This is a genomic window from Delftia sp. PX-1 (assembly GCF_055797465.1).
On sequence record NZ_CP184763.1, the window covers coordinates 1,738,262 to 1,764,422 of the forward strand.

Genomic DNA, 26,161 nt, shown 5'->3' on the forward strand with positions numbered 1-26,161 from the left:
AATGAAATACTACCTGTGCAAATTTGTCCCGCCTCGCGCGAATTTCCTGGGCACCATGTCCGGCGAAGAAAAAACATGGATGAGGCAGCATGGCGAATATATGAACGGTCTTCTCGAGCAAGGTGTGATCGTAGCGCACGGGCCTGTGATTGACGATGGTGATGGCTACGGCGTGTCTCTTTACCAGATCGCCGACAACCAAGAGATCGGTTCGTTTACATCCGAAGATCCCATCGTGAAGAATGGGATTGGCCACTATGAGCACTACACGATGGCCAGCTTGACTTCCCGCAACTGAACGCATCTTTCTCCGCAGCAGCGTCTCTCTGCGCTGACCTGTCTTATTGACAAGGCTGCCATAAAAAATGGTGGATATCAATTGGGGAAGTTGAAATGACTAGCTCTCTTATTGCTGGCGCCTCCAGTGGCATTGGTGCTGTTTACGCACGCCGCTTTGCGGCTAGTGGCCACGATCTCGTATGGGTGGCCCGTACCACCGACCGGCTCAATGCATTGCTGCCTGAGTCTTCCCAAGGTATTTGCGCAGCAACGAAGTCCTACATGTTGGCCTTCTCGCAGCGCCTTGCAGCTGAGGCAGGGCCCAGGGGCGTCTACATACCAGCGGTTTTGCCGGCCGCCACACGCACCGAGATCTATGAGCGCTCTGGTAGCGATGTCATGGATGGAGGTTGACGAACTCGTTGATGCAGCCTTGGTGGGTTTTGATCGCAGAGAGCTTGTGACCATTCCACCAGTGCCTGAGGCAGCGGCATGGGACGCATTTGAGCAAGCGCGCGGAGATTTGGCCCAGGGTTTCTCAAACTCCAAGCCCGCTACTCGTTACCTCACTTGAATTTCAACATCTATTTGGTTTTTGCAGCATTCGTGCACTGGTCTGCTGCGTGTGGATATTCCCTGAGCAAGACTTTGGGTAAAGATCAGCAAAGTGTTTTGAATTTTCAATTACTTTTTGGATTGAAAAAGAAAAGTTGATTGGAAACTTATTCTGAATATTGATTGATGAATATATCTAGTAGTCATCAATTTTCTTTAGGAAAGGAGTGGCTCAATATTTAATATTGCGTCTTTGATTCATTCGGTCAACACTGCCGCATAACATACTTGCCGGTAGCCTCATAGTCATCTGTCATTTAAACCATGTCAAAAATAGCCTCGCCCTTGATCAGGGCAAGTGCATTGCGCACTCTAAAATTCGCATTCTTCACAATAGCTATTTCTACTTGCTATGCAGCCAATTCTCAAGAGAGCAGCGCAGCAAATAAAAAGGAAGTAAATAGTACTTCCCGCGCGGAGGTCATGGCCGATCTGGCACTCTGGCGTCGTGCCGGAGTCGACCGCTATGAAGTACTGTCGACTTCGTACGGTATGGAATCAGAAGCCTATCGGTTGGCACATCAGGAATATCTTCGCCTTCGGAATGGTGAGGAATTCCAGGAAGAACTGAAAAAAGCAATCACTAAGTGATTTGCCCTGCCTGAGCAGGCCCTGCGGTGGCGCTGGAGAAGGTTCGGCGCTGATGCGGGTGCGCGCGCTTAGCTCGGGCCAAATGAAACGAAAACGGCCCCTTCGATTCCCATGAGGGCGCCGAGGGGGCTGTCGTCGTTTCCGTGTTGAGAGCCCACTGCGCGGGCATGCAATCCAGCCCTTGAGACCGTATTCATGTCCCACTTATGGCCCAGACACCCACTCAATGAGCTGTAAGTGGTTGTCGCCATTGGAAAATTGATGGTCCCTCCGACAGGAATCGAACCTGTATCTGGCGCTTAGGAGGCGCCCGTTCTATCCATTGAACTACGGAGAGGAGCAAACGGCGATTGTAAACCCATGGCGGGTCCGCCCCGCGCAGCGCCGGCAGGGCGGCTGCGCAGGGGTGGGGCGTCAGTCCTTGCGCACGGTGTAGATCAGGTCCAGCGCGCTGGTTTCCCCGGTCTGGCCGCGCAGGGTGAGGCGGCGCGAGAGGTCGTAGAAGATGTACAGCGTGCCCATGGCGCCCGAGAGGCTTTGCTCGTAGGTGACATAGAGGTCGCTGGACAGGCGCTTGCCCAGGGTGAGGGCCGCGCCCGTGGAGCCCTCGCCGCCCGGTCCCTTGAAGCCGATTTCGTCCAGGCCCAGGTTGCTGGCGATCTTGCCGCTGTTGTTGCGCCCGCCGCTGAGCAGGGACAGCGCGGCCTGCTGGAGCAGGGCGCTTTCGGCGCCGCCCGTGGCGGGGTCGCGGCCCATGACCACCCAGGAGAGCTTTTCGGCATCGGGCATTTCGGGGTCGGAGTACAGGCGCACGCGCGGGGCGTTGGCCGTGCCCTGCACCTGCACGCCTGCGCGCACGGCGATGTTCGGGCGCAGCGCCAGGATGTCCAGCGAGGGGTTGGCGTAGGGGCCGTTGAAGCGGATGAGGCCGGTCTCCACGTCCAGCGACTGGCCCCAGGCGCGGTAGCGGCCCTGCACGGTGCGGATCTCGCCGGTAATGCGCGGCGGGCCGCCCGCCACGGTGGGGCCCTGCACTTCCAGCGCGCCTTCCAGGCGGGTGGTGATGCCGTAGCCCTGCAGCGCGAAGTCGCGGCCCAGGTCAAGCTTGACGAGGATGTCGGGCAGCTTGATGGTTTCCGCGCGGGCCTGGGCCTTGCGGTCGGCCTGCTGCTGCTTGCGCGCCGCTTCCTGCTCGGCCTTGCGCGAGGCGGCCGAGTGCACGACCACGTCGGAGTCCAGCGAGGGCGCGGATTCCTCGGGCAGGATGATGGTGGCGCGGTCGGTGGTGAGGTCGCCGCGCAGCGTGAACTGGCCTTGCTCCAGCCTGGCCTGCAGGCCGCCCGAGACGCTGACCTGGCGGTCCGCGCGCACCAGCACCTGCAGCCTGGTGGCCTGGGCGCGCAGGTCCATGCTCAGGCCGGAGTTGCTGCCATCGGCGTTGGGCGGGTCCCAGCGCACGAAGCCCGAGCCCGTGAGTTCGCCGCCTTCACGCGGTGCCGTGGTGAGGTTGCCGCTGTAGCCCAGGATGCGCGCATTGCTGCCGCGCCCGCCCTGCATGCGCAGCTCGGTCAGATCCAGGCGGTTGCCTTGCAGGCGCGCGCGCAGCACGCCGTTTTGCAGGTCGATGCCGTCCAGCGCGGACAGGATGCTCAGGCCGTCGGCCGAGAGATTGCCCTGCCACTGCGGGTTCTGGCGGTCGCCGCTGATCTCGGCCTTGGCCTGCAGCGAGCCGGTGACGCGCCAGCCGGGCGGAGCGAACAGCGCCCAGATGCCGATGTCGGGCATGCGGGCGTCGATCTGGCCGGACAGAGGGGCCTTCTCGGGCCAGGTCCAGGTGCCGTCCTGCTGGGCCAGGCGCGTGCCCAGCTGCGCGGTCAGGGTGCCGGCGCGTTCGCTGTCCCAGTCGAGCTTGGCCTGCACGTCGTCGCCCTGGGCGCGCACGCTCAGGCGGGCCTGCTTGATGTGGGCGCGCATGCCGGCGCCGCGCACGGTATGCGTGCGCACTTCGCCGGGCTTGCTGGAGCGCGGCCCCGTGGTGTGGATGACGGTGGTGCCCGAGCCGTCTTCCACGGCCAGGCGCAGGTCGCCGGCTGCACGCTCGACCAGCAGTTCGGCCTTGAGCGCGGGGCCCGTCGTGTCGATGTCCCAGCGGGCGTTGAAGCTCAGGTCGCCGCTCAGGCCCATGGCGGCCAGCGGGGGCTCCTCGGCCATGGACAGGGCATCGACCCAGGCCAGCGGCAATGCCTGGGCGCGGCCTGTGCTGCGCAGGGCCCAGCGGCCGTCGCCGCCCTGGCTGGCGCGGGTGTCGTCCCAGGCCAGCAGCACGGGCTGGGGCGCTTGGGCATTGGTGCGGCGCTGGGGCAGGGTGGGCGGCGTGACCTGCAGGCTGCCGGCCGATGCCGTGAAGGCGGTGGACAGCACGGTGCGGCCCGTGGTGCGCTGGGCGATCCGTACGGGCTGGTTGCCTGCCAGTTGCAGCTGCCATGGGCCGGGCAGGTCCTGGCCCGGACTCAGCCGGGCCTGCAGCTTGTCGATGCTGGCCTGCCAGTCCAGGGGCGCGGCACCGCGCGCCGTGGCAAGGCCTGCCTGCAGGGCCGTGTCGATCTGCGCGGTCTGCGTGCCGCGCTTCGCCTGGCCGGCCAGGGTGAGGCTGGCCTGCTCGGGCGAGCCCTTGAGGGCCAGGCGCAGCTCGGGCAGCTCCAGCGCTTGCTCGGGCGGCGTGTTGGCGGGCAGGTAGCGCAGCTTGGCGGCCTGCAGGTCGGCCTGCAGCTGCAGGCCGCTGGCGGGCAGGGGGTCGCCCACGGCGGCCTTCATGCGCTTTTGCAGTGCGCCCCATCCGCCGCGCCAGCTGGCGTCCAGCTGGGCCTGGCCTTCGATCAGGGCGCCGGCCAGCGGGTCCTTCATGCCGGGCAGCTTGCGCAGCCACTGTGTGAGGGCGGTGAGTGACGACAGCTTGAGCTGGCTGCTGCCCTGGCCTGCGGCAGGGCTGATGTGGCCGTCCAGCGAGAGTTCGGCGCCGGGCAGCTGGGCCTTCAGCACGGTCTGCAGCTTTTGCTGTTCGGTGTCGAACTGCAGGCTGCGGCTGCGCACCGAGGCCTGCAGCGCATCAAGCTGCAGGTTCTCCAGCGACAGCACGGGCTGGGCCCAGCGGCCTTTGGTGGCGAGTTTTTCTATGCGCAGGGGCTGGCGCTTGGCGCCTGCGGGCGCTGCTGCGGCCTGGATGTCCACGCTGAAGTCCACCTGCTGCTCGGCCGTGGTGCTGGCGCGCAGCTCGCCCTGCAGCGGCGCGGCTTCCAGGAGGCTGTAGAGCGCGGCGGGGTCCAGGCGCTGGACCTTGGCCTGGCCTTCGAAGACCTTGGTGGCAGGCTCGAAGCGGCCCTGGGCGTCGATGCTGCCCGAGCCTATGGCGATCTGCGCCTGCTCCAGCAGCCACTGCTGGCCGTCATAGCGCACCGCGGCCTCGATCTGGTCCAGCGGCAGGCGCTGGCGGTCCCAGGGGCCGGGCATGGCGTTGTTCAGGCGTGTCGTCAGCTGCCAGGCGGTGGTGGCTATGGCCGAGCCTGGTGCCTGGTCCGGTGCCTGTTCCGTGGCGGGTGCCTGGGCTGTATCAGCTGCCTTGCCATCCGGCCCTGCCTGCAATTCGCCGCTGATGCGGGTGCGCGGTCCCTGGGGCCAGAAGGCGGCGATGTCGATCTGGCTGAGCTGGGCGCGCGCGGTCTGCAGCGGCTGGGGCTGCCAGGGCCGGATGCTGGCCTCGATGTCCGCGTGCATGGGTTCGGACACGGGGGCGGCTTCCTTGCGCTCCCTGGCCTTGCCGTTCTTGCCATCGGCCTTGGCGGATTTCTGTACGGCGGCAGGGGCAGGCGTTTCCTCGGACACCGTCCCGGGCTTGGCATCAACCTGGAGCTTGATGCCCAGTTGCGCAGCGGCGGTGGCCAGGGTGCCGTCGATCCGGGCCTTTGCCTGCACGGCCAGCGGTGCAGGTTTGGGAGCCTTGGCTGCGGAGGCCTCGTCGTCCGAAGCCAGGGCAGGCGCCTGCAGGTCGCCCTGCAGCTCGGCCTGGATGGCCATGGGCGCGCGGGCCTGCAGGCGCAGCTTGGCCTGGTAGCTGCCATCGGCCCATTGCAGGTCGCGCACGTCCAGCTGGTGCTCGCTACCGTCGTAGGCGTAGTGGCCTTGCAGGCCCAGTACTTCGGCCTGGGGCGGGCCTTGCCAGACGATGCGCTCCACATGGAAGGGCACGTCGATCTTCACGGGCAGCACGAGCTGCTGCAGCGGCTCGACGGGTTTCTTGTCCTCGGGGTCGGGCGTGCTGGCAATGTTCAGCTCGGCGATGCGCACTTCGCCCAGGCGCACGGTGCGCGACAGCAGGGGACGCAATTGCCAGCCGATGGTGGCGTCGCGCAGCTCCACCTTCATGGTGGGGCTTTGCCATTGCAGCCAGCCGATGCGCCCGCCCTGGCGCAGGGTGCCGGTGACTTCCTTGGCTTGCAGGCTCTGGCCTGCGGGCAGCCAGCCGGCCACGCGCTGCAGGGTGTAGGCCAGCGAATCGGCACGGCCGCTCCACCACCAGGCGGAACCCAGCAGGGCGGCCAGCAGCAGGACCAGGACCAGGAAGAACCAGAGCAGGTAGCGCAGCCAGCGGCGGCGGGGCGCAGGCGACGGAGGGGACGCCTGGGGGCTTTGGTCTGGCGCGGCGGAGGAGGCAGGGGTATTCAAGCGGGAATCCACCATGGTCAGAAGTTGAAGCCCAGGCGCAGGTGCAGGCGCAGCTGCTTTTCCTGGGCGCCCCAGGCGATGTCGGCCTGCACGGGGCCCACGGGGCTGCGCCAGCGCAGGCCGGTGCCCACGCCCACGCGCATGTACATGGAGTCGGGCGCATCGCCCACGGTGCCGGCGTCCAGGAAGACGGCGTGCTCCCAGTCCTGTGTGTTGCCCTTGATGACGATGGGCCGCTGCCACTCGATGCTGCCCACGGCCATGTAGCGCCCGCCGATGACCTTGCCGCTGTCGGTGCGCGCACCGATGCTCTGGTACCCGTAGCCGCGCACGGTGTTGTCGCCGCCGGTGATGAACAGCTGGGTGACGGGCAGGTCGGCATCCTTGCGGGCCAGCAAGGCACCGCCGGAGGCGCGCAGCGCCAGGCGGCTGCGGCGCTTGGTCTCGGGATCGACCTCGCCGATGGGAATCAGGCTGAGCCAGCGGCCCGAGACACGGCCGAACGGCGTGCGCTGGGGCGTGAGCGTGGTGCCCGCGCCGACTTCCCAGGCGAAGCCGAAGCCCGAGGAGGGCGCCAGCGTGCTGTCGAAGTAGCGGCCCGTCCAGCCGTAGTTGGCCGTGACCGATGAGCTGGAGGGCGGCGCGCCCTCGCCCTGGGTCTTGGCGTAGTCGTACTGCAGGTAGTAGTTGCGGTCGATGTGGTCTTCGGACTTGGTGCGGCCGGCGCGCAGCTGCAGGCTGTTGACATCGAAGTCGCCCGAGGGCGCGCGCTCGGCCTTGGCCGTGGTGAACCAGCGCCACAGGGTTTCGTCGGGCAGGGCGGTCCACTGCGTGGAGATCAGCGGGTTCTTGCGGTCGAAACGCATGCGCGTGACGGCGCGCCAGCCCAGCCAGGGCAGGCGGTTGTGGATGTGGTCCACGCTCAGGCGCGGGCCGGTGTCGGTGCTCATGCCCACGCCGAAGACCCATTTCTGCATCTGGGCCTCGCGCACCTGGGCGATGACGGGCGTGGTGACCTGGGCGCCCTTGCGCTTGAGGGCCTCCTCATCCTCGGCGGCGCTGTCTCCCTGCTGGGGCACGTTGGCCAGCGTGAGGAAGACGGAGTCGTAGTAGCCGCTGCTGGCCAGGCGCAGCTGGGCGTCGACCAGGGCGGTCTGGTCGTATTCCTCGCCCTCGGGCAGGCGTGCGATGCGGGCCGTCCCCACGGGGTCGTAGCGCTGGGCGCCTTCGATGCGCAGCGGGCCGAAGGTGTAGGCCGGGCCGGGCGCATAGGCCACGCTGACGTCGGCCTCGTGCGTGTCGGCGTCGACGTCGGCCAGGCTGGAGTCGATGCGCGCCAGCGGGTAGCGGCGCGACTGCAGCGTGCGCAGGCCCTGGCTCTTGGCCTGGCTCCAGCTGGCCTGGCTGAAGCGCTGGCCGGGCTGCAGCGGCCAGTCCTCTTCGATGGTGGCGCGCTGCGAGGCGCCTTCGGGATCGTCGGCATTGACGCCCGCAAAACGCACCTGGCTGCGCGCAATGGTGGCGGGCTCGCCAGGGTCCACCTTGACGGTGACCTCCAGCGGGGCCTCGTCGGATTCGGGCGTTTCCTTGATCTCCACCGTGACCGTGGGGCTGAAGTAGCCCAGCGTGCCGATCAGGTCGCGCACGTTGGCGTCGGTGGCGCCCAGCAGCCGCGTCAACTCGCGCCGCTGCAGGTCGCTCTGGTAGCGGTAGCGGCGCAGTTCGAGGTGCTTTTCCAGCAGCTCGCGCACTTCCTTGGGCGCATCGACGACAAGGGAGAAGGCCGGGTCGCCGGTCGCTGCAATCAGCGACGGGTCCGTGTCCTTGTCATCATTCTTGGACGGCAGGAGGCTGCAGCCGCCGAGCATCAGGGCTGCACTCAACAGAAACAAAAACGCCGGCCCTCGGGCCGGCGCTGTCGCGGGGGGGAGCTTGGGCATCGGCCTATTTTGACAGCAGGCGCATGGCGTCTTCCAGACCTTTGAGTGTCAAAGGGTACATGCGGTTGCCCGTGAGCTGCTGGATGATGCTGATGCTCTGGCGGTACTGCCAGACGCCGGGCGGCTCGGGGTTGATCCAGGCAAAGCGCGGGAAGGCATGCGTCAGGCGCTGCAGCCATTCGGCGCCGGGCTCCTCGTTCATGTACTCCACGCTGCCGCCGGGCTGCAGGATCTCGTAGGGGCTCATGGTGGCGTCGCCCACGAAGATCAGCTTGTAGTCCTTGTTGTACTTGCGGATGATGTCCCAGGTCGGAAACTTCTCGGCGAAGCGGCGGCGATTGTTCTTCCACATGAAGTCGTAGACGCAGTTGTGGAAGTAGTAGAACTCCAGGTGCTTGAACTCGCTCTTGACGGCGGAGAACAGCTCCTCCACGCGCTGCACGTGCTCGTCCATGGTGCCGCCCACGTCCATGAGCAGCAGCACCTTCACGTTGTTGTGGCGCTCCGGGATCATCTTGATGTCCAGGTAGCCCGCGTTGGCGGCCGTGCTGCGGATGGTGTCGGGCAGGTCCAGCTCCAGGTCGCTGCCTTCGCGTGCGAACTTGCGCAGCCGGCGCAGCGCCACCTTGATGTTGCGCGTGCCCAGCTCCTGCGTGTCGTCGTAGTCGCGGTAGGCGCGCTGCTCCCAGACCTTGACGGCGCTCTTATTGCGGCCCGGCCCGCCGATGCGCACGCCGGCCGGGTTGTAGCCGCCGTGGCCGAAGGGGCTGGTGCCGCCCGTGCCTATCCACTTGTTGCCGCCTTCGTGGCGCTCCTTTTGCTCCTCCAGGCGCTTCTTGAGCGTGTCCATCAGCTCGTCCCAGCCCATGGCTTCGATGGCGGCCTTCTGCTCGGGCGAGAGTTCGCGCTCCAGCAGCTTCTTCAGCCAGTCCTGGGGAATCTCGCGCGTGAGGTCGGCCACCATCTCCACGCCCTTGAAGTAGGCGGCGAAGGCGCGGTCGTACTTGTCGTAGTGCTTCTCGTCCTTGACCAGCACGGTGCGGCCCAGGTGGTAGAAGTCGTCCAGGCTCCAGGCGTCCTCGCTCCTGGGGCCGACCACGCCGGCCTGCAGCGCCTCCAGCAGGGTCAGGAACTCCTTGACCGAGACGGGCAGCTTGGCCGCGCGCATGGTGTAGAAGAAGTCGATCAGCATGGCATCTCCCGGGGGCCTTGCGTACGCGCCCTCATGTGCGCGCCACGGCGGTGCTGCCGTCCGAATGGCGCTGCAACTGGTCCAGCAACTGGGCGCGCGACTCGGGCCATTCGCCGCTGCGCAGGCTGTACATCACGGTGTCGCGGATGGTGCCGTCACGGCGCAGCGCGTGGCCGCGGATCACGCCGTCCTTCCTGGCACCCAGGCGCTCGATGGCGCGCTGGCTGGCGAAGTTGAAGCAGTCCGTGCGCCAGCCCACCACATGGCAGGCCAGCGTGTCGAAGGCATGGCCCATGAGCATGAGCTTGGCCGAGGTGTTGACATGGGTGCGCTGCACGCTGCGCGCGTACCAGGTGTAGCCGATCTCCACGCGGCGCACCTCGGGCAGGATGTCGTGGTAGCTGCTGGTGCCCAGCACGCGGCCGCTGTCGTCGTCGAGCACGGCAAACGCGAAGCGCTTGCCCTGGCTGCGCTGCTCCAGCGCGGCCTCGATATAGGCGCGCACGTCGTCGGGCTCGGGCGCGGAGGTCACGCGGATGCGCCACAGCTGGCCGTCCTGCACGGCCTCGCGCAGGCCCGCTTCATGGCTGAGCGCCAGGGGCTCGAGCCGCACGCCGTTGAAGCGCATGACCACGGGCTGCACGAAGCCCTGGTGCGCCACGGCGCCAGCCACGGGGATGGTGGTGACCTGGCCGGTGATGGCCGGCACGCGCGATTCTGCGCCGGCGTGGTCGGGGCCTTCGGTGTCGGGCTTGGAATCCGGCATGGCTGGCCTCAGCGGTTGCGCTGGTTCATGAAGACCAGCTTCTCGAACAGGCTCACGTCCTGCTCGTTCTTGAGCAGGGCGCCCACCAGCGGCGGCACGGCGACCTTGCCCTCGGCGGTCTGCAGCGATTCCACGGGAATGTCCTCGGCCACCAGCAGCTTGAGCCAGTCGATCAGCTCGCTGGTGGAGGGCTTCTTCTTGAGGCCGGGCAGGTTGCGCACGTCGTAGAACACCTTCATCGCGGCGGCCAGCAGCTCGCCCTGCAGCTTGGGGAAGTGCACGGCCACGATCTGGCGCATGGTGTCGGCGTCGGGGAACTTGATGTAGTGGAAGAAGCAGCGGCGCAGGAAGGCGTCGGGCAGCTCCTTCTCGTTGTTGGAGGTGATGAACACCAGCGGCCGGTGCTTGGCGCGGATCATCTCGCGCGTCTCGTAGCAGTAGAACTCCATGCGGTCGATCTCGCGCAGCAGGTCGTTCGGGAATTCGATGTCGGCCTTGTCGATCTCGTCGATCAGCAGGGCCACGGGCCGGTCTGCCGTGAAGGCCTGCCACAGCACGCCCTTGACGATGTAGTTGTGGATGTCCTTGACGCGCTCGCCGCCGTCGATGTCGGACAGTTGCGAGTCGCGCAGGCGGCTGACGGCGTCGTATTCATACAGGCCCTGCTGGGCCTTGGTGGTGGACTTGATGTGCCACTGCAGCAGCGGCATGTCCAGCGCGGCGGCCACTTCCTCGGCCAGCATGGTCTTGCCCGTGCCGGGCTCTCCCTTGACCAGCAGCGGGCGCTGCAAGGTGGCTGCGGCATTCACCGCGAGCATCAAATCCTGGGTGGCGACGTAGTTCTCGGAACCTTGAAATTTCATGGGCGGTATCAGCGTAAGTATTGATGGGGACGCTTGACGGTGACTGCCATAATCGTTCGCGCTACCCGCTCAGCAGTAGGCATCCGTCAGAACTCTTGAAGGATTGTGCGCGCAAAATGATAAAAACTTTGACCACGGTATTGGCGCTGGCTGTCGCATCTGTGACCTCTGTGGCACAGGCCCAGCAAAGCAAAGGTGACGCAAAGGCAGGGGAGGGGAAGATCGCCATGTGCATTGGCTGCCATGGCATCCAGGGCTACCAGGCCAGCTTCCCCGAGGTGTACAAGGTCCCCAAGATTTCCGGCCAGGGCGCACCCTACATCGTGGCCGCGCTGCAGGCCTACCAGAAGGGCGAACGCAAGCATCCCACCATGCGCGGCATTGCCGATCCGCTGACCGAGCAGGACATGGCCGACGTGGCGGCCTACTACGCCGAGCATGGCGTGGCCAAGGCCGCCGACGCCAAGGTCCGCGAGCCCAGCACCCAGGTCGCCGCGCTGCTGCAAAAGGGCGCCTGCGTATCCTGCCACGGCCAGGGCTTTTCCAAACCCATCGATCCCAGCTACCCCAAGGTGGCCGGCCAGTACGCGGACTATCTGTACTCCGCCCTCAAGTCCTACAAGACCGAAGGCAACCCCCATATCGGCCGCAGCAACGGCGTGATGGCCGGCATTGCCAAGCAGTTCACCAACAGCGAACTCAAGGCGCTGGCCAACTACATCGGCAGCCTCGATGGCGAGCTGCAGACCCTGCCGCAGCCCCATTTCCGCCTGGGCCACAAATCGCAGTGAATCGCGCGCAGCCCCATACCCCATAGCAAAAGCCCGCAATCGCGGGCTTTGTCTTGAGGGTGATGCACAGAGGCGCTATGCGCCGCCCGTGGCCTTGGCGCCGTCACTCGTGGCGCGGCGCTGGACTGCGGCGATATAGGCTTCGCCATCGGGCGGGCGGCCCGAACGCTGGCTTTCCCAGAGCATCTGCCCCAGGCATTCCATGGTGGCGTGGTGGGCGTCGTGCAGCGAGTCCAGGCGGCGGCTGAGCAGCTCCACGGCCTGGCGTATGCCGCGCGGCTGGTCGATGCTGCACTGCTCGCTGATGGACAGATGCATGGACAGATGCAAAAACGGATTGGTCACGCCGGGCGTGGCGTCGTAGTCGCGCAGCAGGGCGGCGTCCACGTCGGCAAGGTCATCGAAATACTCGGGATGCTCGGCGATCCAGAGGCTGGCCAGCGTCTCTATGGCCTCCATCGGCGCGCCGCTCAGCATCTTGGTGCGCACGCCGCAGAAAAAGCGCCGCACATCGGCTTGGGTGGGGTTGAACATGGTGGCGCGCAGCGTAGCACGCAGCCTTTTTGGGCGGGGCACGCAAGGACTTTGCCGAGGGCCCGCCGCAAGACATGGATCAGAGCACTTCGAAGACCCTGCCGGTCTGGGCGCCTTCCACGCTGCGCTGGTAGGCCAGGGCCACGCGCGCGGCGGGCACGGTCTCGAAGCCGGGGAAGACCGAGCCATAGGCATCGGCCGATTCGGTCAGCAAGGTGGGGCTCACGGCATTGATGCGCAGGCCGCGCTGCAGTTCGACCGCAGCGCCGGTGACGAAGCCGTGGAGGGCGGCATTCACCGTCGATGCATTGGCGCCGTGGCGGATGGGCTCGGTGGCGGCGACGCCGCTGGTCAGCGTGATGGAGCCGCCGTCGCGCAGCCAGCGCTGGCCCAGCAGGGCGAGCCGCACCTGGCCCAGCAGCTTGTCCTGCAGGCCGGAGTTGAACTGCTCGGCCGTCATCTCGGACAGCGGGCCGAAGTGCAGTTTGCCGGCCGTGCTGACGATGGCGTCCACCTGGCCGGCGGCTTCGAACATTTTCTGCAGCGTCTCGGGCTGCGTGAAGTCGGCGCGCAGGTCGCCGCTGTTGCGGCCCACGGTGACGATCTCATGGCGCGGGGCCAGCAGGGCGTGGACAGCGCGGCCAATGGTGCCGGTGGCACCGATGAGCAGGATCTTCATGCGGTTTTCTTTCGGAAGGAGTGAACAGGCCTCCAGTGTTTTGCAAATCGCTCATGCCATAAAGTAGCGAAATCTTTTTGTACTACTAAGCATTGGTTAGCAATCCATGGACAAGCTGCGCAATATGGAGGTCTTCATGGCCGTGGTCGAGGACGGCAGCTTTGCCCAGGCCGCGCGGCGCCTGGATATCTCGGCCGTGATGGTGGGCAAGCATGTGCAGCAACTGGAAGCCCACCTGGGCGCGCGCCTGCTGCAGCGCACCACGCGGCGCCACAGCCTGACCGAGGTGGGCCGCAGCTTCTACGAGGACAGCCGCCAGGTCTTCGAGCAGTTGCGCTGGGCCGAGTCTGCCGTGGAGCGCAGCCGCAGCGCACCCCAGGGCCTGCTGCGCATCAGCGCGCCGACCACGCTGGGCAACCATGTGATCGCGCCGCTGGTGGCCGACTACCAGCTGGCCAATCCGCTGGTGCGCGTGGACCTGCAACTGAGCGACAGCATGGCCGACCTGGTGGGCGAGAACATCGACGTGGCCGTGCGCATCGGTCCCGTGGGCGGCGAAGGCCTGGTGGCGCGGCCGCTGCAGCCCTATCGCATGGTGATCGCGGCGGCGCCTTCGTACCTGCGGCGGCGCGGTCATCCGCGTGGCGTGGGCGATCTGGCGCGCCATGACTGCCTGAGCTACGCGGTCTGGCAGCGCCGCTCGGAATGGATTCTGCGCGGCGACGGCTCGGCGCCGGTGCAGTGGCCCGACGATGCCCGCCTGCGCTGCAACAGCGGCGACGGGCTGCGCCATGCGGCGCTGCGCGGCCTGGGCCTGATCCTGCAGCCCGAGGTGCTGCTGGCCGCCGACATGGCCGCTGGCCGGCTGGTGCCCGTGCTGCAGGACTGCGTGCCACTGCCGCGCCCGGTGCACCTGGTCTATCTGCCGGACCGCCGCCAACTGCCCAAGCTGGCGCAGTTCGTGGACCACATGGTGCAGGCGCTGGGCGCGTCCTGAGGCCCGGTTTTCAGGGGGCGGGCGGGGGCGGGGTTTCCTGCGGCGCCTGGTCCTTCTCCTGCTGCGCCTGGGCCTCCTGCCGCTCCTTGGCCATCTGCTCGACCAGCTGCTGGCGGCCCTGCTTGGCCACGGCGATGAGCTGGGCCTGGTCCTTGTGGTGGGGGTACATGCGCTCGATCAGCTGCAGGTTGTGCTCCCGAAAGCGCGCGGTGGTGCGCCGGGCCTCGGCAGGGCTGTGGCCAGCGAGCTCCAGCACGGTGCGTGCCGAGACCAGGCTGGACTCGAAGACTTCGCGCTCGACATGGTGCACGCCCAGGTCGCGCAACTGGTACCAGTGGGCCATGTCGCGCGCGCGGGCCACGATCTCCAGGTGCGGAAAGCGCTTGCGCACGCGGGCGGCGATCTTCAGCGATTGCTCGGAAGAGTCCACGGCAATGACCAGCACCCGCGCCTTGTCCGCGCCGGCAATGCGCAGCAGGTCCATGCGCGTGGCATCGCCGAAGAACACGCGGTAGCCGAAGGTGTGTGCCACTTCCAGCATCTCCACGCTGTGGTCGAGGATGGTGGCCGGCACGCCCTGGGTCAGCAGCACGCGCGCCACGATCTGGCCGTAGCGGCCAAAGCCCGCAATGATGACCTGCGCGTCCTGCGGCTCCGATATTTCATGGGGCCTGGCAGCCTGGCCCGCGCCGTCGACCTGGCAATCCTTCATGTCGGCAAAGCGCTGGAGCAGCAGCTTGTCCATCAGCACCAGCACCAGCGGGCCGATCAGCATGGACAGGGCCACGGCGGCCACCAGCATGGACGAGATGCTGTGGTGGAACACCTTGTACTGCGCCGCCGTCTGGAACACCACGAAGGCGAACTCGCCGCCCTGGGCCAGCAGCAGGGTGAACACCGGGCGCTCGCGCCAGGGCAGCTTCAGCACGCGGGCCAGGGTGTAGAGCACGGCGCCCTTGAGCGCCAGAAAGCCCAGCACCATGGCCGCCATGGCCCAGGGCGCGCGCAGCAGCACGCCGAAATCGATGCTCATGCCCACGGCCATGAAGAACAGGCCCAGCAGCAGGCCCTTGAAGGGCTCGATGTTGGTCTCCAGCTCGCTGCGGTACTCGCTGTCTGCCAGCAGCACGCCGGCCAGGAAGGCTCCCAGCGCCATGGACAGGCCCACCTGCACCATCAGCATGGCAATGCCCACCACCAGCAGCAGCGAGGTGGCCGTGAAGATCTCGGGCGTGCGGCTGCGGGCGATCCAGCGCAGCAGGGGGCGCAGCAGCAGGCGGCCGCCCACCACCACGGCGGCGATGGTGCCCACGGTCTTGAGCACCTGCAGCCACAGGTGGCTGTCTGTGTGCGTGGCATTGGCGGCCTTGACCGCGCCCAGGATGGGGATCAGCGCCAGGATGGGAATGGCGGCCACGTCCTGGAACAGCAGGATGGAAAAGCCGGCCTGGCCGCTGGGCGTGCGCATGAGGTTGCGCTCGGCCATGACCTGCAGGCAGATGGCCGTGGACGACAGGGCCAGGCCCATGCCCGCGATCAGGCTCACGCGCCAGGAAAAGCCGAAGGCCCAGGCCGCCAGGAACAGCACGCCCGTGCAGGCCAGCATCTGCGCGAGCCCCCATCCCAGGATGGGCCGGCGCAGCTCCCACAGGCGGCTGGGCTGCAGCTCCAGCCCGATCACGAACAGCATCAGCACCACGCCGAACTCGGCAAAGTGAAGAATGTCATCCACATTACTGACAAGCGACAGTCCCCAGGGGCCCATGGCAATGCCGGCACCCAGGTAGCCAATGATGGCGCCCAGGCCCAGGGCACGCGCAATGGGCACGGCCAGCACGGCGGCGGTGAGATAGAGAAAGCCGTAGGTCAGCCAGATGGGGGCGCTGTGTTCCATGGAAGCTCGGGATCTTGGAGTTGGTGTTTACCCTGGGGTGATTGATTGTGTCACTCTCACAGCTGGGTCAGCTTTTTGACAGGGTTGAAAATGCCCCCCCACGCTCCCTTTGCTGCGCTAGGTCCGCTGCCCCTGGCCGGGCGCCCCCCGAGGGGGCCGTTTTCATCTTGGGGCGGCCCGGCGATGAAAAATGTCACCGAATGCTTCACCGCCCCATCCGGCTTTGCCGCGGCAGTGCGCCAGATCGGCTGCACGGTTTTAAGATGCCGGCCTGCTCCGTATTTTTAAGGTGTTTGGCATGGATTGGCACACTTGGATCGCCTACTTTGTGGCCTGCTGGATCATTGCGGTCTCCCCGGGCTCGGGCGCCGTGCTGTCCATGAGCCATGGCCTGTCGTATGGCGTGCGCAAGAGCAGCGCCACCATCTTCGGGCTGCAGCTGGGGCTGCTGACCATCTTGCTGATCGCCGGCGCGGGCGTGGGCTCGCTGCTGCTGGCCTCCGAATGGGCGTTCAACGCCGTGAAGATCGTCGGCGCCTGCTATCTGATCTACCTGGGCATCAGCCAATGGCGCTCGGGTGCCGCACCCCTGGCCACCCAGGAATCCATGCCCGAGCTCAGCGTGCGCCGCCGCGTGCTCACGGGCTTCCTGACCAACGCCACCAATCCCAAGGGCATCATCTTCATGGTGGCCGTGCTGCCCCAGTTCATGACCACCAGCCGCCCGCTGTGGCTGCAGTTGCTGATCCTGGCCGCCACCATGCTGGCCGTGGACACCATGGTCATGCACGGCTATGCGGCCAGCGCCAGCGCGCTGCGCGGCTTCATGCGCAGCGCGCGTGCCGTGCGCAGCCAGAACCGGGTCTTCGGCGCGCTGCTGATGGCCGTGGGCACGGGGCTGTTCTTCGTGCAGCGCGCCTCGCGCTGAGCCCCTCCCTGGGCTAACCCTAGCCTGTCGCGCGCCCGACATGGAGCGCGCGGCACCGGCCCCTACCATTTGGGGCATGAAAACCTTCCATTCCTATTCCGAAGTGCGTGCCTGCGTGGGGCAGGAAGTCGCCGTCAGCGACTGGATCACCATCACCCAGCAGCAGGTGCAGCTGTTCGCCGATGCCACGGGCGACCAGCAGTGGATCCATGTGGACCCCGAGCGTGCGTCCAAGGGCCCCTTCGGCGCGCCGATCGCGCATGGCTTTCTGACGCTTTCGCTGATTCCCCAGTTTTTCCAGAGCTGCTTTCACATCGAAGGCGCGCAAATGGGCGTGAACTACGGCCTCAACCGCGTGCGCTTCACCTCGCCCGTGCCCGTGGGCAGCCGCCTGCGCGCGCGCCTGACGCTGCAGGCCGCCGAGCCCATCGAGCCCGGCGGCCTGCAGATGACCTGGCTGGTGACCGTGGAGCGCGAAGGCGCGGACAAGCCCGCCTGCGTGGCCGAGTCCGTGGCCCGCAACTACGGTGCCAAGGCCTGAATGAAAACTGACCCCCACGCTATCCTTGCTGCGCAAGGCCCGCTGCCCCCCCAAGGGGGCGCTTTTCATCTTGGGGCGGCCCGGCGATGAAAAAAGCCCGCAGGCGGCACCTGCGGGCTGGCTGCGTGGTGGCAGCGGTTGCGGGGTCTGGGGCTCAGGCGCCGAAGTTCAGCTGGCCCGAACGCTCGGCAGCGGCGGCCTCGCGGCGCACTTCCTCGCGGCTCACGCCAGCGGTGGCGGTGTTCTGGATGGGCAGGTAGCCTTCGGCGACGGAGGGCATGGTGCCGTTGGCCTGGGCGGCCTTCAGGTCAGCCATGACCTGGGCACGTGTCAGCGTGCTTTGGGTCTTCACTTCGGGCGGGTAGCTGCTGTTGTCGGCGTAGTCGAAGCCGGCGGCCTGGGCGGCGAAGGCGGAAACGGTGAGGGCGGCCAGGACGGCAAAACGGCGGGTGTTCTTCATGATTCAAGTCCTTTGTTTTGTTTCTGGGACAGGGCGTTCCTTGCGGAAATCGCTTGGTAACGTAGAGCCCATGACTCAAATGTAGGACGGTGTGGAATCGGGATAAACCCTTGGATTGGCAATGCGCTTTTTCAGCGGTTGAAACAATCGGCGGGGAACTTTCCGCCGACCCGGGCCGGTCGCTCAGGCCGCGCCGGGCGCGCCCTCGGCCAGTGCGGCGCCGGCAAACTGCTGCTGGCGCCAGGCTTCAAACACCGTCACGGCCACGGCGTTGGACAGGTTCAGGCTGCGCTGCTGCGGCAGCATGGGCAGGCGCAGGCGCTGCTGCGGCGGGAACTGCTCGCGCACCTCGGCGGGCAGGCCCTTGCTTTCGGAGCCGAACACCAGCCAGTCGCCGGGCTGGAAGCCGATGGCGTGGGCGGGACTGCTGCTGTGCGTGGTCATGGCGAACATGCGCTGGCGGTCCGGCCGGCAGTCCTGCAGGAAGGCCTGCCAGTCGGCATGGCGGCGCACGGGCGCGTACTCGTGGTAGTCGAGGCCGGCGCGGCGCATCAGGCGGTCTTCCATGGAAAAGCCCAGCGGCTCGATCAGGTGCAGGCTGCAGCCGGTGTTGGCGGCCAGACGGATCACATTGCCGGTATTGGGCGGGATCTCCGGCGCGACGAGAACGATATGGAACATGGCCCGTATTGTCTCGCGGCGGCAGATGCCCCCGGGCCCCGGTCCCCTGCGGTCAGGGCGTGCGCGCCAGCACCAGGGCGCTGACCTCGGCCGCGCCTGCGCGGCGCAGGCAGGTGGCCAGCGCATGCAGGCTGGCGCCCGTGGTCATCACATCGTCGATCAACAGGATCTTGCGGCCGCACACGTGGGCCAGCTGCGCAGGTGGCACGGCAAAGACCGTGCGCAGCTGGCGCAGGCGCAGGGCGCGCGGCAGGTCATGCTGGGCCTGTGCCGTGTGGGCGCGCTGCACGGCCTGGTGCCGCAGCTTGCCCCGGGTGGATGCGCTGCAGAGCGCGCGGGCCAGCACCAGGGTCTGGTGAAAGCCGCGCTCTCGCAGGCGCTGCGGCGACAGCGGCATGGGCAGCAGCAGGTCGCATTGCTGCAGTTGCTCGCGCGCCTGAGGCAACTCCAGCAGCAGATCGGCCAGGCTGCGTGCCAGGCCGGTATCTCCCCGGAACTTGAAGTCGCCGATCACCGTGTGCCACGGGTAGGCATAGTCCAGCGCGGCCAGGCAGTGCGTCAGCGGCGGCGGCTTGAGCAGGCAGGCGCCGCAGGTGCGGGGACCATCGGCGCCGGTGCGGGCCGGCAGCGGCATGGCGCAGCGCCCGCATCGCGCCATGGGTCTGGCCCAGCGTGCGCGGCAGTCCTGGCACAGGCGCCGCGCAGGCCAGCGGTGGCAGACGGCGCATTGGCTGGGCAGCAGGCCGGGCAGGCCGGCATGCCAGCGCGAAAGCCATGACGCAGGCAGGTTGGGCATGGAGTCAATATACTCGCGCCGCGTCCGCCACCCCTTTGCTCCGGGGCCGGGCGCCTGTCTTTTGAGGAGCACGGATTCCCCGCCCAGCCATGTCCCACGAATTGCCTCCCACCATCGATCCGGCCGCCGCATTGCGCTGGCAGCAGGGCGCGCCTGCGGCCTCGCCGTGGCTGCATGAGGAGGTGGCGCGCCGCATGCAGGAGCGGCTGGACTGGATCGTCAAGCCGCCCCAGCGCTGGTGCCACTGGCAGCCCGTGCGCGGCGGCCTGCAGGCCCATGCGCTGCTGCGCCAGCGCTATGCGCAGTCCGAATGCCTGGTCTATGAAGCCTCGCCGCTGCATGAGGCCGCCGCCCGCGAGCAGCTGGGCGCGCGCTGGTGGCAGCCCGCGCGTTGGACCGGGGGCGCCACGCGCTTCGGCGAGCCCGAGCCCGCCGGCGTGGACATGCTGTGGGCCAACATGGCCCTGCACCAGCAGGCCGACCCGCAGGCGCTGATCGCGCGCTGGCACCAGGCGCTGTCCGTGGACGGCTATGTGATGTTCTCCTGCCTGGGGCCCGATACGCTGCGCGAACTGCATGCCCTCTACGCCCAGCTCGGCTGGCCGCCCGCCGGGCAGGCCTTCACCGACATGCACGACTGGGGCGACATGCTGGTGCACGCAGGCTTCAGCGAGCCGGTGATGGACATGGAGCACATCACGCTGACCTTTGCCACGCCCGAGCGGCTGCTGCAGGAGCTGCGCGAGCTGGGCCGCAACTTCCATCCGCAACGCTTTGCCGCGCTGCGCGGCCGCCGCTGGCAGCAGCGCCTGCACGACGCCTTGCGCGAACGGCTGGCCGGCCCCCACGGACAGCTGGCGCTGACCTTCGAGATCGTCTACGGCCATGCCTACAAGCCGCAGCCGCGCGTGCGCCTGGAGTCCAGCAGCGCCGTGTCGCTGGAGGACATGCGCAGCATGCTGCGCCAGCCGCGCAACACGGGTTTGCGATAGCCTGAATGTCGCTTTCCGGTCATTGATCGAAAACAAAAACGTCTACACTTTTCCCGAGCTGACAGAGACAACAGCTTTTCCCTGGGCTCGCTCTCCCGGGCCGGGAAAAGACCAGCGGTCCGCAGGCCGAAAGGGGAGACGATTTGGTGTTTCGCTTTGCCACGGGAACGAGAACGGGCCGGCGCATTCAAGAGTGGCCCGCCCGCAAGTTTGATCATCACCGGCTGCAGCAGTGCCTGCTCCTCTGGGAGCGGGCACTGGTTTTTCTGTCCCTGTGTTCCCTGCTGCCCGCACTGCTGGGCCGCATGCGCTGCCTCTTTCCATCCGCTCCCGGCCCGCACGGCACACACGGCACACATGCCCTGAAGGGCCGGCGCGCGCGCATCCTCCCATCCACTTTGCTGCTGTCCCCCGAGTTCATGCGCCTGCAGGCGCAGGCGGGGATGGCGGCCCGCCCCCATCCTGGTCCCACGTCCGAGCTGCCGTTGATGCCGGCTGGCACGCTATTGGTGATTGCGCGCAGGCACATCTGCGGCGCTTTCATGCATGCTCGGACAGTTGAGGCCGGGAGTTGCCCTTTGGGCAGGCGTTGAACGGTCTGGCTGCGCGGCCCCCACGCCGGCGCAGCGGAGCGAGTGGATAACCCGAGGCTTAGATGTAAGTGAAAACTATGAAAAGCATTTCCACCAGGCTGGTTCTCTGGGGCTTGATGAGTGTGGCAGGGGCAGGCTCCCTTGCACATGCGGCGACAGATCTGCCAGGCGGCCCGGCCGTCAATCAGCTCAACCTTCATCCGGCGGTCACGCGCATCGCGCATGAGCAGCATTACCTGCACTGGATGATGCTGATCATCTGCACGGTGATCTTCATCGGCGTGTTCGCCGTGATGTTCTATTCGATCTGGAAGCACCGCAAATCGCGCGGCGCCAAGGCCGCGAACTTCCACGAATCGGCCACGGTCGAGGTGGTCTGGACCGTCGTGCCCTTCATCATCGTCGTGCTCATGGCGCTGCCTGCCACCAAGGTGCTGGTGGCGCAGAAGGACACCACCAACGCCGATGTCACGATCAAGGCCACGGGCTACCAGTGGAAATGGGGCTACGACTACATCAACGGCGAAGGCGAGGGCCTGAGCTTCATCTCCACGCTGGACAGCAGCCACCGCGTGCTGTCCGACAGCGGCGATGTGTCCAAGGCACCCAACGACTACCTGCTCAAGGTGGACAACCCGCTGGTCGTGCCCGTGGACCGCAAGGTGCGCATCATCACCACGGCCAACGACGTGATCCACTCCTTCATGGTGCCGTCCTTCGGCATCAAGCAGGATGCGATTCCGGGCTTCGTGCGCGACACCTGGTTCCGCGCCGAGAAGACCGGCGACTACTACGGCCAGTGCGCCGAGCTGTGCGGCAAGGAGCATGCCTACATGCCCATCCACGTGAAGGTGCTGTCCAATGACGGCTACAAGGCCTGGGTGGACGAGCAAAAGAAGATCGCCGCCGCCAAGAAGGACGACCCCAGCAAGGTCTGGTCCCTGCAAGACCTGATCGCACGCGGCGAGAAGGTCTATGCGGCCAACTGCGCGGCCTGCCACCAGGCCAACGGCAAGGGCGCCGGTCCCATCAAGGCGCTGGACGGCAGCCCCGTGGTCCTGGGTCCCACGGCCGAGATGATGCATGTGGTGCTGGAAGGCCGTGCCAACGGCGCCATGCCCGCCTGGAAGCAGCTGAGCGATACCGAGCTGGCCGCCGTGGTCACCTTTGCCAAGAACCACTGGTCCAACAAGACCGGCCAGCTGGTGCAGCCGGCCGAGTTCGTGGCCGCCCGCACCGGCAAGTTCCCTGCGCAGTGAGCACGCAAGACAGATGAGCGATTGGAGATAACAGCATGAGCGCCGTACTTCCCCCCATCCACAGCCCTGCGGGCGAGGGCCACGAACATGCGCATGAGCACGAGCATGGACACGGGCATGACGACCATCACCACCACGCCACGCCCACGGGCTGGCGGCGCTGGATGTTCGCCACCAACCACAAGGACATCGGCACGCTGTACCTGCTGTTCTCGTTCACCATGCTGATGGTGGGCGGGGTGCTGGCGCTGCTGATCCGCGCCGAGCTGTTCCAGCCCGGGCTGCAGATCGTCAACCCCGAGCTGTTCAACCAGCTGACCACCATGCACGGCCTGATCATGGTGTTCGGCGCCATCATGCCGGCCTTCGTGGGCTTTGCGAACTGGATGCTGCCGCTGCAGATCGGCGCCTCCGACATGGCCTTCGCGCGCATGAACAACTTCAGCTTCTGGCTGCTGATCCCGGCCGGCCTGATGCTGGTGGGCTCGTTCTTCATGCCCGGCGGCGCACCCGCCGCAGGCTGGACGCTGTATGCGCCGCTGACGCTGCAGATGGGGCCGTCCATGGACACCTCCATCCTGGCCATGCACATCATGGGCGCCAGCTCCATCATGGGCGCCATCAACATCATTGTCACCGTGCTCAACATGCGCGCGCCCGGCATGACGCTGATGAAGATGCCCATGTTCGCCTGGACCTGGCTGATCACGGCCTACCTGCTGATCGCCGTCATGCCCGTGCTGGCCGGCGCCATCACCATGACGCTGACGGACCGCCATTTCGGCACCAGCTTCTTCAACCCCGCAGGCGGCGGCGATCCGGTGATGTACCAGCACATCTTCTGGTTCTTCGGCCACCCCGAGGTCTACATCATGATCCTGCCGGCCTTCGGCATCATCAGCCAGATCGTGCCGGCCTTCAGCCGCAAGAAGCTGTTCGGCTATGCGTCCATGGTGTATGCGACCTCGTCCATCGCCATCCTGTCCTTCATCGTGTGGGCGCACCACATGTTCACGACCGGCATGCCCGTCACGGGCCAGCTGTTCTTCATGTACGCCACCATGCTGATCTCGGTGCCCACGGCCGTGAAGATCTTCAACTGGGTGGCCACCATGTGGCGTGGCTCCATGACCTTCGAGACGCCCATGCTGTTCTCGGTGGGCTTCATCTTCGTGTTCACCATGGGCGGCTTCACGGGCCTGATCCTGTCGATGGCGCCCATCGACATCCAGCTGCAGGACACCTACTACGTGGTGGCCCACTTCCACTACGTGCTGGTGGCCGGATCGCTGTTCTCCATGTTCGCGGCCTACTACTACTGGGCGCCCAAGTGGACGGGCGTGATGTATTCGGAGACGCGCGGCCAGATCCACTTCTGGGGCTCGCTGATCTTCTTCAACATCACCTTCTTCCCCATGCACTTCCTGGGCCTGGCGGGCATGCCGCGCCGCTATGCCGACTACCCCATGCAGTTCGCCGACTTCAACATGGTGGCCTCGCTGGGCGCGCTGGGATTTGGCCTGATGCAGGTGTATTTCTTCCTCTTCGTCGTCGTGCCCGCCATGCGCGGCAAGGGCGAGAAGGCGCCGCAAAAGCCCTGGGAGGCTGCCGAAGGCCTGGAGTGGGAAGTGCCCTCGCCGGCGCCGTTCCATACCTTCGAGACGCCGCCCAAGCTGGATGCGACGGCGACCCGCGTCATAGGCTGAAATGAACCACCGCCTGGGTCGCTTCGCGCCTTCCCCCTTCCTCGGTGCCCCTGGGGTGGGGCGCGACAGTCTCAGAGATTGCCAGTAGTCATGGAGATCAGAAAAATGGATGCACAGCAACGAAAAGCCAACGTGCGGCTGGCGCTGATCCTGGTATCGGTGGCGCTGGTCTTTCTGGCCGGCTTCGTGATCAAGATCACCGTGCTCCATTGAGCGCTTGAAGGCAACAGGAGGGCAATCCGTGAGCGTGCGCAGTGAAAACGCGAAGATGGTGGGCAAGCTGGCCGTGGTGGCGCTGGGCATGTTTGCCTTCGGCTACGTGCTGATTCCCATCTACAAGCACATCTGCGAGCTCACGGGCATCAACATCCTGTCGCTGTCCGAGCGGCAGGTGCCGGGCAACGGCACGGCCGGGCGCGATGTGAAGCTGCCGGCCAACTCGCAGGTGGACAAGAGCCGCACCATCACCGTGGAGTTCGACGCCAATGCGCGCGGGCCCTGGGACTTCAAGCCGGCGCAGCGCTCCATGCAGGTCCATCCGGGCGAGCTGGCCACGGTCATGTACGAATTCCAGAATGTGCAGAACCGCCGCATGGCAGCCCAGGCGATACCGAGCTATGCGCCACGCCAGGCGGCTGCGCATTTCAACAAGCTCGAGTGCTTCTGCTTTTCGCAGTACACGCTGGAGCCAGGGGAAAAGCGCGAGTGGCCGGTGGCCTTCGTGATCGATCCGCGCATCTCCAAGGACGTGACCACGATCACGCTGTCCTATACCTTCTTCGAGGTGGGCGGCAGGACGCCGGCCGCGCCCACGGGCGATGCGCCGGTGGCCGCAGGGCCGAAGCAGGAGCCGGCCTCATGAATGCGCCGCAACCCGGGGACAAGCGCCGCCCGCCCAGCGTGTGGCGCACGGTGCGCGCCGTGGCCTGGTCCCTGTTCGGCGTGCGCAGGGCAAGCGAGTATCAGCAGGACGGGGAGCGCATCACGCCGCTGCATGTGATTGCAGTGGGGCTGGCGGCCATCTTCCTGCTGGTGCTGGGATTGATCGCGCTGGTCAAGCTCGTGGTCTGAGCGGCGCGGCCATCGGGGACAGAGAGTGATCGACGGGAAACACAGAACCAAGAATGTCAGGAGCTGAGCAATGAGTGCAACCACCCACGGCAAAACGCCTTACTACTACGTGCCGGCAGAGTCCAGCCATCCCGTCATGGCGGCGGCGGGGCTGTTCTTCGTGATCCTGGGCGCGGGCAACTGGATCAACGGCCATGAATGGGGCATGTACAGCCTGGGCCTGGGCCTGGTCTGGTGGCTGGCCGTGCTCTTTTTCTGGTTCCGGGAGGCCGCGCATGAAAGCGAGTCGGGCAAGTACGGTCGCAAAATCGACCTGTCCTTCCGCTGGAGCATGAGCTGGTTCATCTTCTCCGAGGTGATGTTCTTCGGCGCCTTCTTCACCGCCCTGTGGTGGGCGCGCTCGCACTCGGTGCCCGCGCTGGGCAGCCTGGACAACGCCTTGCTGTGGCCCGACTTCAAGGCCGTCTGGCCCAGCATGGCAGCCGGCGCCACGGCCTCGCCGGCCAACAGTGTCGAGCCTTTCCAGACCGTGGGCCCGTTCTGGCTGCCCACCATCAACACGGCGCTGCTGCTGACTTCGGGCGTGACGCTGACCATTGCCCACCATGCGCTGCAGGCCGGCCACCGCGCCCGCACCATCGCCTTCATGTGGATGACGGTGATCCTGGGCTTCGTCTTCCTGTGCGTGCAGGGCTACGAGTACTACCACCTGTACACGGATCTGAACCTCAAGCTGTCCTCGGGCGTGTTCGGCTCGACCTTCTTCCTGCTCACGGGATTCCACGGCTTCCACGTCTTCGTGGGCATGCTGATGCTGTTCTTCATCACCATGCGCCTGCATGCCGGGCACTTCACGGCCGAACGGCATTTCGGCTTCGAGGGCGCGGCATGGTACTGGCACTTCGTGGACGTGGTGTGGCTGTTCCTCTACGTGCTGGTCTACTGGATGTAGTCTGTATCCGGCCCCATGCAAAAAGAAGCGCCAGGGCGCTTCTTTTTGTTTGTGGTGGCAGGGGGCTTGTCTATTGCCCGGCGGTCCAGCCGGTGGGATGGATGTAGCCCAGCTTGGCCGCCAGCAGCACGCACAGGAACAGCGCGATGGACAGGCCCACGCGCAGCGCCAGTGCACGGAACATGGCGCGGCTGCGGCGCCTGTCGTCGCCCGCTCCCTGCTGGTCTTCGGGATTGCGGCGCATCATGAAGAACAGGGCGCTGCCCAGACTGGCGACAATGGCCAGCAGGGCGAGAACGATCACGAATTTCATGGGTGGATT

General features: G+C 66.3%; 25 protein-coding genes and 1 tRNA gene. 13 read left to right on the plus strand and 13 right to left on the minus strand.

The annotated features are described in order from the left end of the window. The first annotated feature begins 1 nt into the window (after position 1). Together ACN20X_RS07940 and ACN20X_RS07945 are read left to right on the plus strand one after the other, a co-directional pair. Positions 2-298 (plus strand): YciI family protein, encoded by a 297-nt coding sequence (locus ACN20X_RS07940; RefSeq protein ID WP_016454549.1) that lies wholly within the window; start codon positions 2-4, stop codon positions 296-298. A gap of 860 nt (positions 299-1,158) precedes the next feature. Continuing rightward, entirely contained in the window at positions 1,159-1,485 is a 327-nt protein-coding gene (locus tag ACN20X_RS07945; protein WP_080649883.1) for a hypothetical protein, read from the plus strand. Positions 1,486-1,747: 262 nt separating this feature from the next. Here the strand turns inward: ACN20X_RS07945 and ACN20X_RS07950 are convergent. From ACN20X_RS07950 to ACN20X_RS07975, 6 genes are all read right to left on the minus strand, one after another. Beyond that, positions 1,748-1,822: transfer RNA gene (locus tag ACN20X_RS07950), tRNA-Arg, on the minus strand. A gap of 77 nt (positions 1,823-1,899) precedes the next feature. Beyond that, positions 1,900-6,219 carry a translocation/assembly module TamB domain-containing protein gene (locus tag ACN20X_RS07955; RefSeq protein WP_473210436.1) on the minus strand — a complete coding sequence of 1,440 codons (4,320 nt, stop codon included), beginning with the start codon at positions 6,217-6,219 and terminating at the stop codon, positions 1,900-1,902. 2 nt (positions 6,220-6,221) lie between these two features. Beyond that, a complete protein-coding gene (locus ACN20X_RS07960) occupies positions 6,222-8,144 on the minus strand; it encodes an autotransporter assembly complex protein TamA (RefSeq protein ID WP_473210437.1) in 1,923 nt (640 codons plus the stop codon). A gap of 4 nt (positions 8,145-8,148) precedes the next feature. Further along, complete coding sequence (locus ACN20X_RS07965; protein ID WP_016453729.1) at positions 8,149-9,336, minus strand: vWA domain-containing protein; 1,188 nt, start codon at positions 9,334-9,336, stop codon at positions 8,149-8,151. 31 nt (positions 9,337-9,367) lie between these two features. Next, positions 9,368-10,102, minus strand: a complete 735-nt coding sequence (locus ACN20X_RS07970) for a GNAT family N-acetyltransferase (protein WP_016453730.1) — start codon at positions 10,100-10,102, stop codon at positions 9,368-9,370. An 8-nt stretch (positions 10,103-10,110) separates the two neighbouring features. Next, entirely contained in the window at positions 10,111-10,965 is an 855-nt protein-coding gene (locus ACN20X_RS07975; protein ID WP_016453731.1) for an AAA family ATPase, read from the minus strand. Between the two features lie 116 nt (positions 10,966-11,081). On the opposite strand from ACN20X_RS07975, the gene ACN20X_RS07980 reads away from it, so the two are divergent. Beyond that, positions 11,082-11,756, plus strand: coding sequence for a c-type cytochrome (locus ACN20X_RS07980; protein WP_016450129.1), 675 nt, complete (start codon positions 11,082-11,084; stop codon positions 11,754-11,756). Between the two features lie 75 nt (positions 11,757-11,831). On the opposite strand, the gene ACN20X_RS07985 is transcribed toward ACN20X_RS07980, so the two are convergent. Beyond that, complete coding sequence (locus ACN20X_RS07985) at positions 11,832-12,290, minus strand: DUF1841 family protein (protein WP_016453732.1); 459 nt, start codon at positions 12,288-12,290, stop codon at positions 11,832-11,834. Between the two features lie 79 nt (positions 12,291-12,369). Then, positions 12,370-12,969: a short chain dehydrogenase gene (locus ACN20X_RS07990; RefSeq protein ID WP_017405388.1), complete on the minus strand. Its 600-nt coding sequence runs from the start codon at positions 12,967-12,969 to the stop codon at positions 12,370-12,372. 106 nt (positions 12,970-13,075) lie between these two features. Between ACN20X_RS07990 and ACN20X_RS07995 the strand changes: the two genes are divergently transcribed. Next, positions 13,076-13,966, plus strand: coding sequence for a LysR family transcriptional regulator (locus ACN20X_RS07995; protein ID WP_244387281.1), 891 nt, complete (start codon positions 13,076-13,078; stop codon positions 13,964-13,966). A 10-nt stretch (positions 13,967-13,976) separates the two neighbouring features. Here the strand turns inward: ACN20X_RS07995 and kefC are convergent, their stop codons facing one another. Further along, the gene (gene kefC, locus ACN20X_RS08000; protein ID WP_473210438.1) at positions 13,977-15,860 is read right to left on the minus strand and encodes a glutathione-regulated potassium-efflux system protein KefC; all 1,884 of its coding nucleotides are present in this window, start codon (positions 15,858-15,860) and stop codon (positions 13,977-13,979) included. Positions 15,861-16,158: 298 nt separating this feature from the next. Between kefC and ACN20X_RS08005 the strand changes: the two genes are divergently transcribed. Both ACN20X_RS08005 and ACN20X_RS08010 read left to right on the plus strand, forming a co-directional pair. Continuing rightward, positions 16,159-16,788, plus strand: coding sequence for a LysE family transporter (locus tag ACN20X_RS08005; protein ID WP_012203595.1), 630 nt, complete (start codon positions 16,159-16,161; stop codon positions 16,786-16,788). Positions 16,789-16,864: 76 nt separating this feature from the next. Then, positions 16,865-17,329, plus strand: coding sequence for a MaoC family dehydratase (locus ACN20X_RS08010; RefSeq protein ID WP_017406698.1), 465 nt, complete (start codon positions 16,865-16,867; stop codon positions 17,327-17,329). Between the two features lie 154 nt (positions 17,330-17,483). On the opposite strand, the gene ACN20X_RS08015 is transcribed toward ACN20X_RS08010, so the two are convergent. The 3 genes from ACN20X_RS08015 to ACN20X_RS08025 all read right to left on the minus strand — a co-directional run bounded on the left by ACN20X_RS08015 (position 17,484) and on the right by ACN20X_RS08025 (position 19,266). Continuing rightward, positions 17,484-17,789, minus strand: coding sequence for a DUF4148 domain-containing protein (locus ACN20X_RS08015; RefSeq protein ID WP_016453737.1), 306 nt, complete (start codon positions 17,787-17,789; stop codon positions 17,484-17,486). Between the two features lie 183 nt (positions 17,790-17,972). Beyond that, positions 17,973-18,470 carry a tRNA (uridine(34)/cytosine(34)/5-carboxymethylaminomethyluridine(34)-2'-O)-methyltransferase TrmL gene (gene trmL, locus ACN20X_RS08020; RefSeq protein ID WP_016450136.1) on the minus strand — a complete coding sequence of 166 codons (498 nt, stop codon included), beginning with the start codon at positions 18,468-18,470 and terminating at the stop codon, positions 17,973-17,975. Between the two features lie 52 nt (positions 18,471-18,522). After that, positions 18,523-19,266: a phosphoribosyltransferase family protein gene (locus ACN20X_RS08025; RefSeq protein WP_473210439.1), complete on the minus strand. Its 744-nt coding sequence runs from the start codon at positions 19,264-19,266 to the stop codon at positions 18,523-18,525. Positions 19,267-19,355: 89 nt separating this feature from the next. Here ACN20X_RS08025 and ACN20X_RS08030 point away from each other — a divergent pair, with 89 nt between their 5' ends. The 7 genes from ACN20X_RS08030 (at position 19,356) to ACN20X_RS08060 (ending at position 25,839) form a co-directional block, all read left to right on the plus strand. After that, positions 19,356-20,258 carry a class I SAM-dependent methyltransferase gene (locus tag ACN20X_RS08030; RefSeq protein ID WP_473210440.1) on the plus strand — a complete coding sequence of 301 codons (903 nt, stop codon included), beginning with the start codon at positions 19,356-19,358 and terminating at the stop codon, positions 20,256-20,258. Positions 20,259-20,928: 670 nt separating this feature from the next. Then, on the plus strand, positions 20,929-22,110 hold the full coding sequence (gene coxB, locus ACN20X_RS08035; RefSeq protein WP_016450139.1) for a cytochrome c oxidase subunit II: 1,182 nt from the start codon (positions 20,929-20,931) through the stop codon (positions 22,108-22,110). 35 nt (positions 22,111-22,145) lie between these two features. After that, on the plus strand, positions 22,146-23,816 hold the full coding sequence (ctaD, locus tag ACN20X_RS08040) for a cytochrome c oxidase subunit I (RefSeq protein ID WP_016450140.1): 1,671 nt from the start codon (positions 22,146-22,148) through the stop codon (positions 23,814-23,816). A 105-nt stretch (positions 23,817-23,921) separates the two neighbouring features. Then, a complete protein-coding gene (locus tag ACN20X_RS08045; protein WP_016450141.1) occupies positions 23,922-24,029 on the plus strand; it encodes a cytochrome oxidase small assembly protein in 108 nt (35 codons plus the stop codon). 28 nt (positions 24,030-24,057) lie between these two features. Then, positions 24,058-24,678, plus strand: coding sequence for a cytochrome c oxidase assembly protein (locus ACN20X_RS08050; RefSeq protein ID WP_016453742.1), 621 nt, complete (start codon positions 24,058-24,060; stop codon positions 24,676-24,678). Beyond that, entirely contained in the window at positions 24,675-24,887 is a 213-nt protein-coding gene (locus ACN20X_RS08055; protein WP_016450143.1) for a DUF2970 domain-containing protein, read from the plus strand. Before ACN20X_RS08050 ends, ACN20X_RS08055 begins: the two co-directional genes overlap by 4 nt. A gap of 70 nt (positions 24,888-24,957) precedes the next feature. Next, entirely contained in the window at positions 24,958-25,839 is an 882-nt protein-coding gene (locus tag ACN20X_RS08060) for a cytochrome c oxidase subunit 3 (protein ID WP_016450144.1), read from the plus strand. A gap of 70 nt (positions 25,840-25,909) precedes the next feature. Here the strand turns inward: ACN20X_RS08060 and ACN20X_RS08065 are convergent, their stop codons facing one another. Beyond that, positions 25,910-26,152, minus strand: a complete 243-nt coding sequence (locus tag ACN20X_RS08065) for a twin transmembrane helix small protein (protein ID WP_016450145.1) — start codon at positions 26,150-26,152, stop codon at positions 25,910-25,912. Between the last annotated feature and the right edge of the window lie 9 nt (positions 26,153-26,161).

Coding starts and splice junctions, on each gene's coding strand:
- ACN20X_RS07940 (WP_016454549.1), top strand. CDS start 2: ATGAAATACTACCTGTGCAAATTTGTCCCGCCTCGCGCGAATTTCCTG.
- ACN20X_RS07945 (WP_080649883.1), top strand. CDS start 1,159: ATGTCAAAAATAGCCTCGCCCTTGATCAGGGCAAGTGCATTGCGCACT.
- ACN20X_RS07955 (WP_473210436.1), bottom strand. CDS start 6,219: ATGGTGGATTCCCGCTTGAATACCCCTGCCTCCTCCGCCGCGCCAGAC.
- ACN20X_RS07960 (WP_473210437.1), bottom strand. CDS start 8,144: ATGCCCAAGCTCCCCCCCGCGACAGCGCCGGCCCGAGGGCCGGCGTTT.
- ACN20X_RS07965 (WP_016453729.1), bottom strand. CDS start 9,336: ATGCTGATCGACTTCTTCTACACCATGCGCGCGGCCAAGCTGCCCGTC.
- ACN20X_RS07970 (WP_016453730.1), bottom strand. CDS start 10,102: ATGCCGGATTCCAAGCCCGACACCGAAGGCCCCGACCACGCCGGCGCA.
- ACN20X_RS07975 (WP_016453731.1), bottom strand. CDS start 10,965: ATGAAATTTCAAGGTTCCGAGAACTACGTCGCCACCCAGGATTTGATG.
- ACN20X_RS07980 (WP_016450129.1), top strand. CDS start 11,082: ATGATAAAAACTTTGACCACGGTATTGGCGCTGGCTGTCGCATCTGTG.
- ACN20X_RS07985 (WP_016453732.1), bottom strand. CDS start 12,290: ATGTTCAACCCCACCCAAGCCGATGTGCGGCGCTTTTTCTGCGGCGTG.
- ACN20X_RS07990 (WP_017405388.1), bottom strand. CDS start 12,969: ATGAAGATCCTGCTCATCGGTGCCACCGGCACCATTGGCCGCGCTGTC.
- ACN20X_RS07995 (WP_244387281.1), top strand. CDS start 13,076: ATGGACAAGCTGCGCAATATGGAGGTCTTCATGGCCGTGGTCGAGGAC.
- kefC (WP_473210438.1), bottom strand. CDS start 15,860: ATGGAACACAGCGCCCCCATCTGGCTGACCTACGGCTTTCTCTATCTC.
- ACN20X_RS08005 (WP_012203595.1), top strand. CDS start 16,159: ATGGATTGGCACACTTGGATCGCCTACTTTGTGGCCTGCTGGATCATT.
- ACN20X_RS08010 (WP_017406698.1), top strand. CDS start 16,865: ATGAAAACCTTCCATTCCTATTCCGAAGTGCGTGCCTGCGTGGGGCAG.
- ACN20X_RS08015 (WP_016453737.1), bottom strand. CDS start 17,789: ATGAAGAACACCCGCCGTTTTGCCGTCCTGGCCGCCCTCACCGTTTCC.
- trmL (WP_016450136.1), bottom strand. CDS start 18,470: ATGTTCCATATCGTTCTCGTCGCGCCGGAGATCCCGCCCAATACCGGC.
- ACN20X_RS08025 (WP_473210439.1), bottom strand. CDS start 19,266: ATGCCCAACCTGCCTGCGTCATGGCTTTCGCGCTGGCATGCCGGCCTG.
- ACN20X_RS08030 (WP_473210440.1), top strand. CDS start 19,356: ATGTCCCACGAATTGCCTCCCACCATCGATCCGGCCGCCGCATTGCGC.
- coxB (WP_016450139.1), top strand. CDS start 20,929: ATGAAAAGCATTTCCACCAGGCTGGTTCTCTGGGGCTTGATGAGTGTG.
- ctaD (WP_016450140.1), top strand. CDS start 22,146: ATGAGCGCCGTACTTCCCCCCATCCACAGCCCTGCGGGCGAGGGCCAC.
- ACN20X_RS08045 (WP_016450141.1), top strand. CDS start 23,922: ATGGATGCACAGCAACGAAAAGCCAACGTGCGGCTGGCGCTGATCCTG.
- ACN20X_RS08055 (WP_016450143.1), top strand. CDS start 24,675: ATGAATGCGCCGCAACCCGGGGACAAGCGCCGCCCGCCCAGCGTGTGG.
- ACN20X_RS08060 (WP_016450144.1), top strand. CDS start 24,958: ATGAGTGCAACCACCCACGGCAAAACGCCTTACTACTACGTGCCGGCA.
- ACN20X_RS08065 (WP_016450145.1), bottom strand. CDS start 26,152: ATGAAATTCGTGATCGTTCTCGCCCTGCTGGCCATTGTCGCCAGTCTG.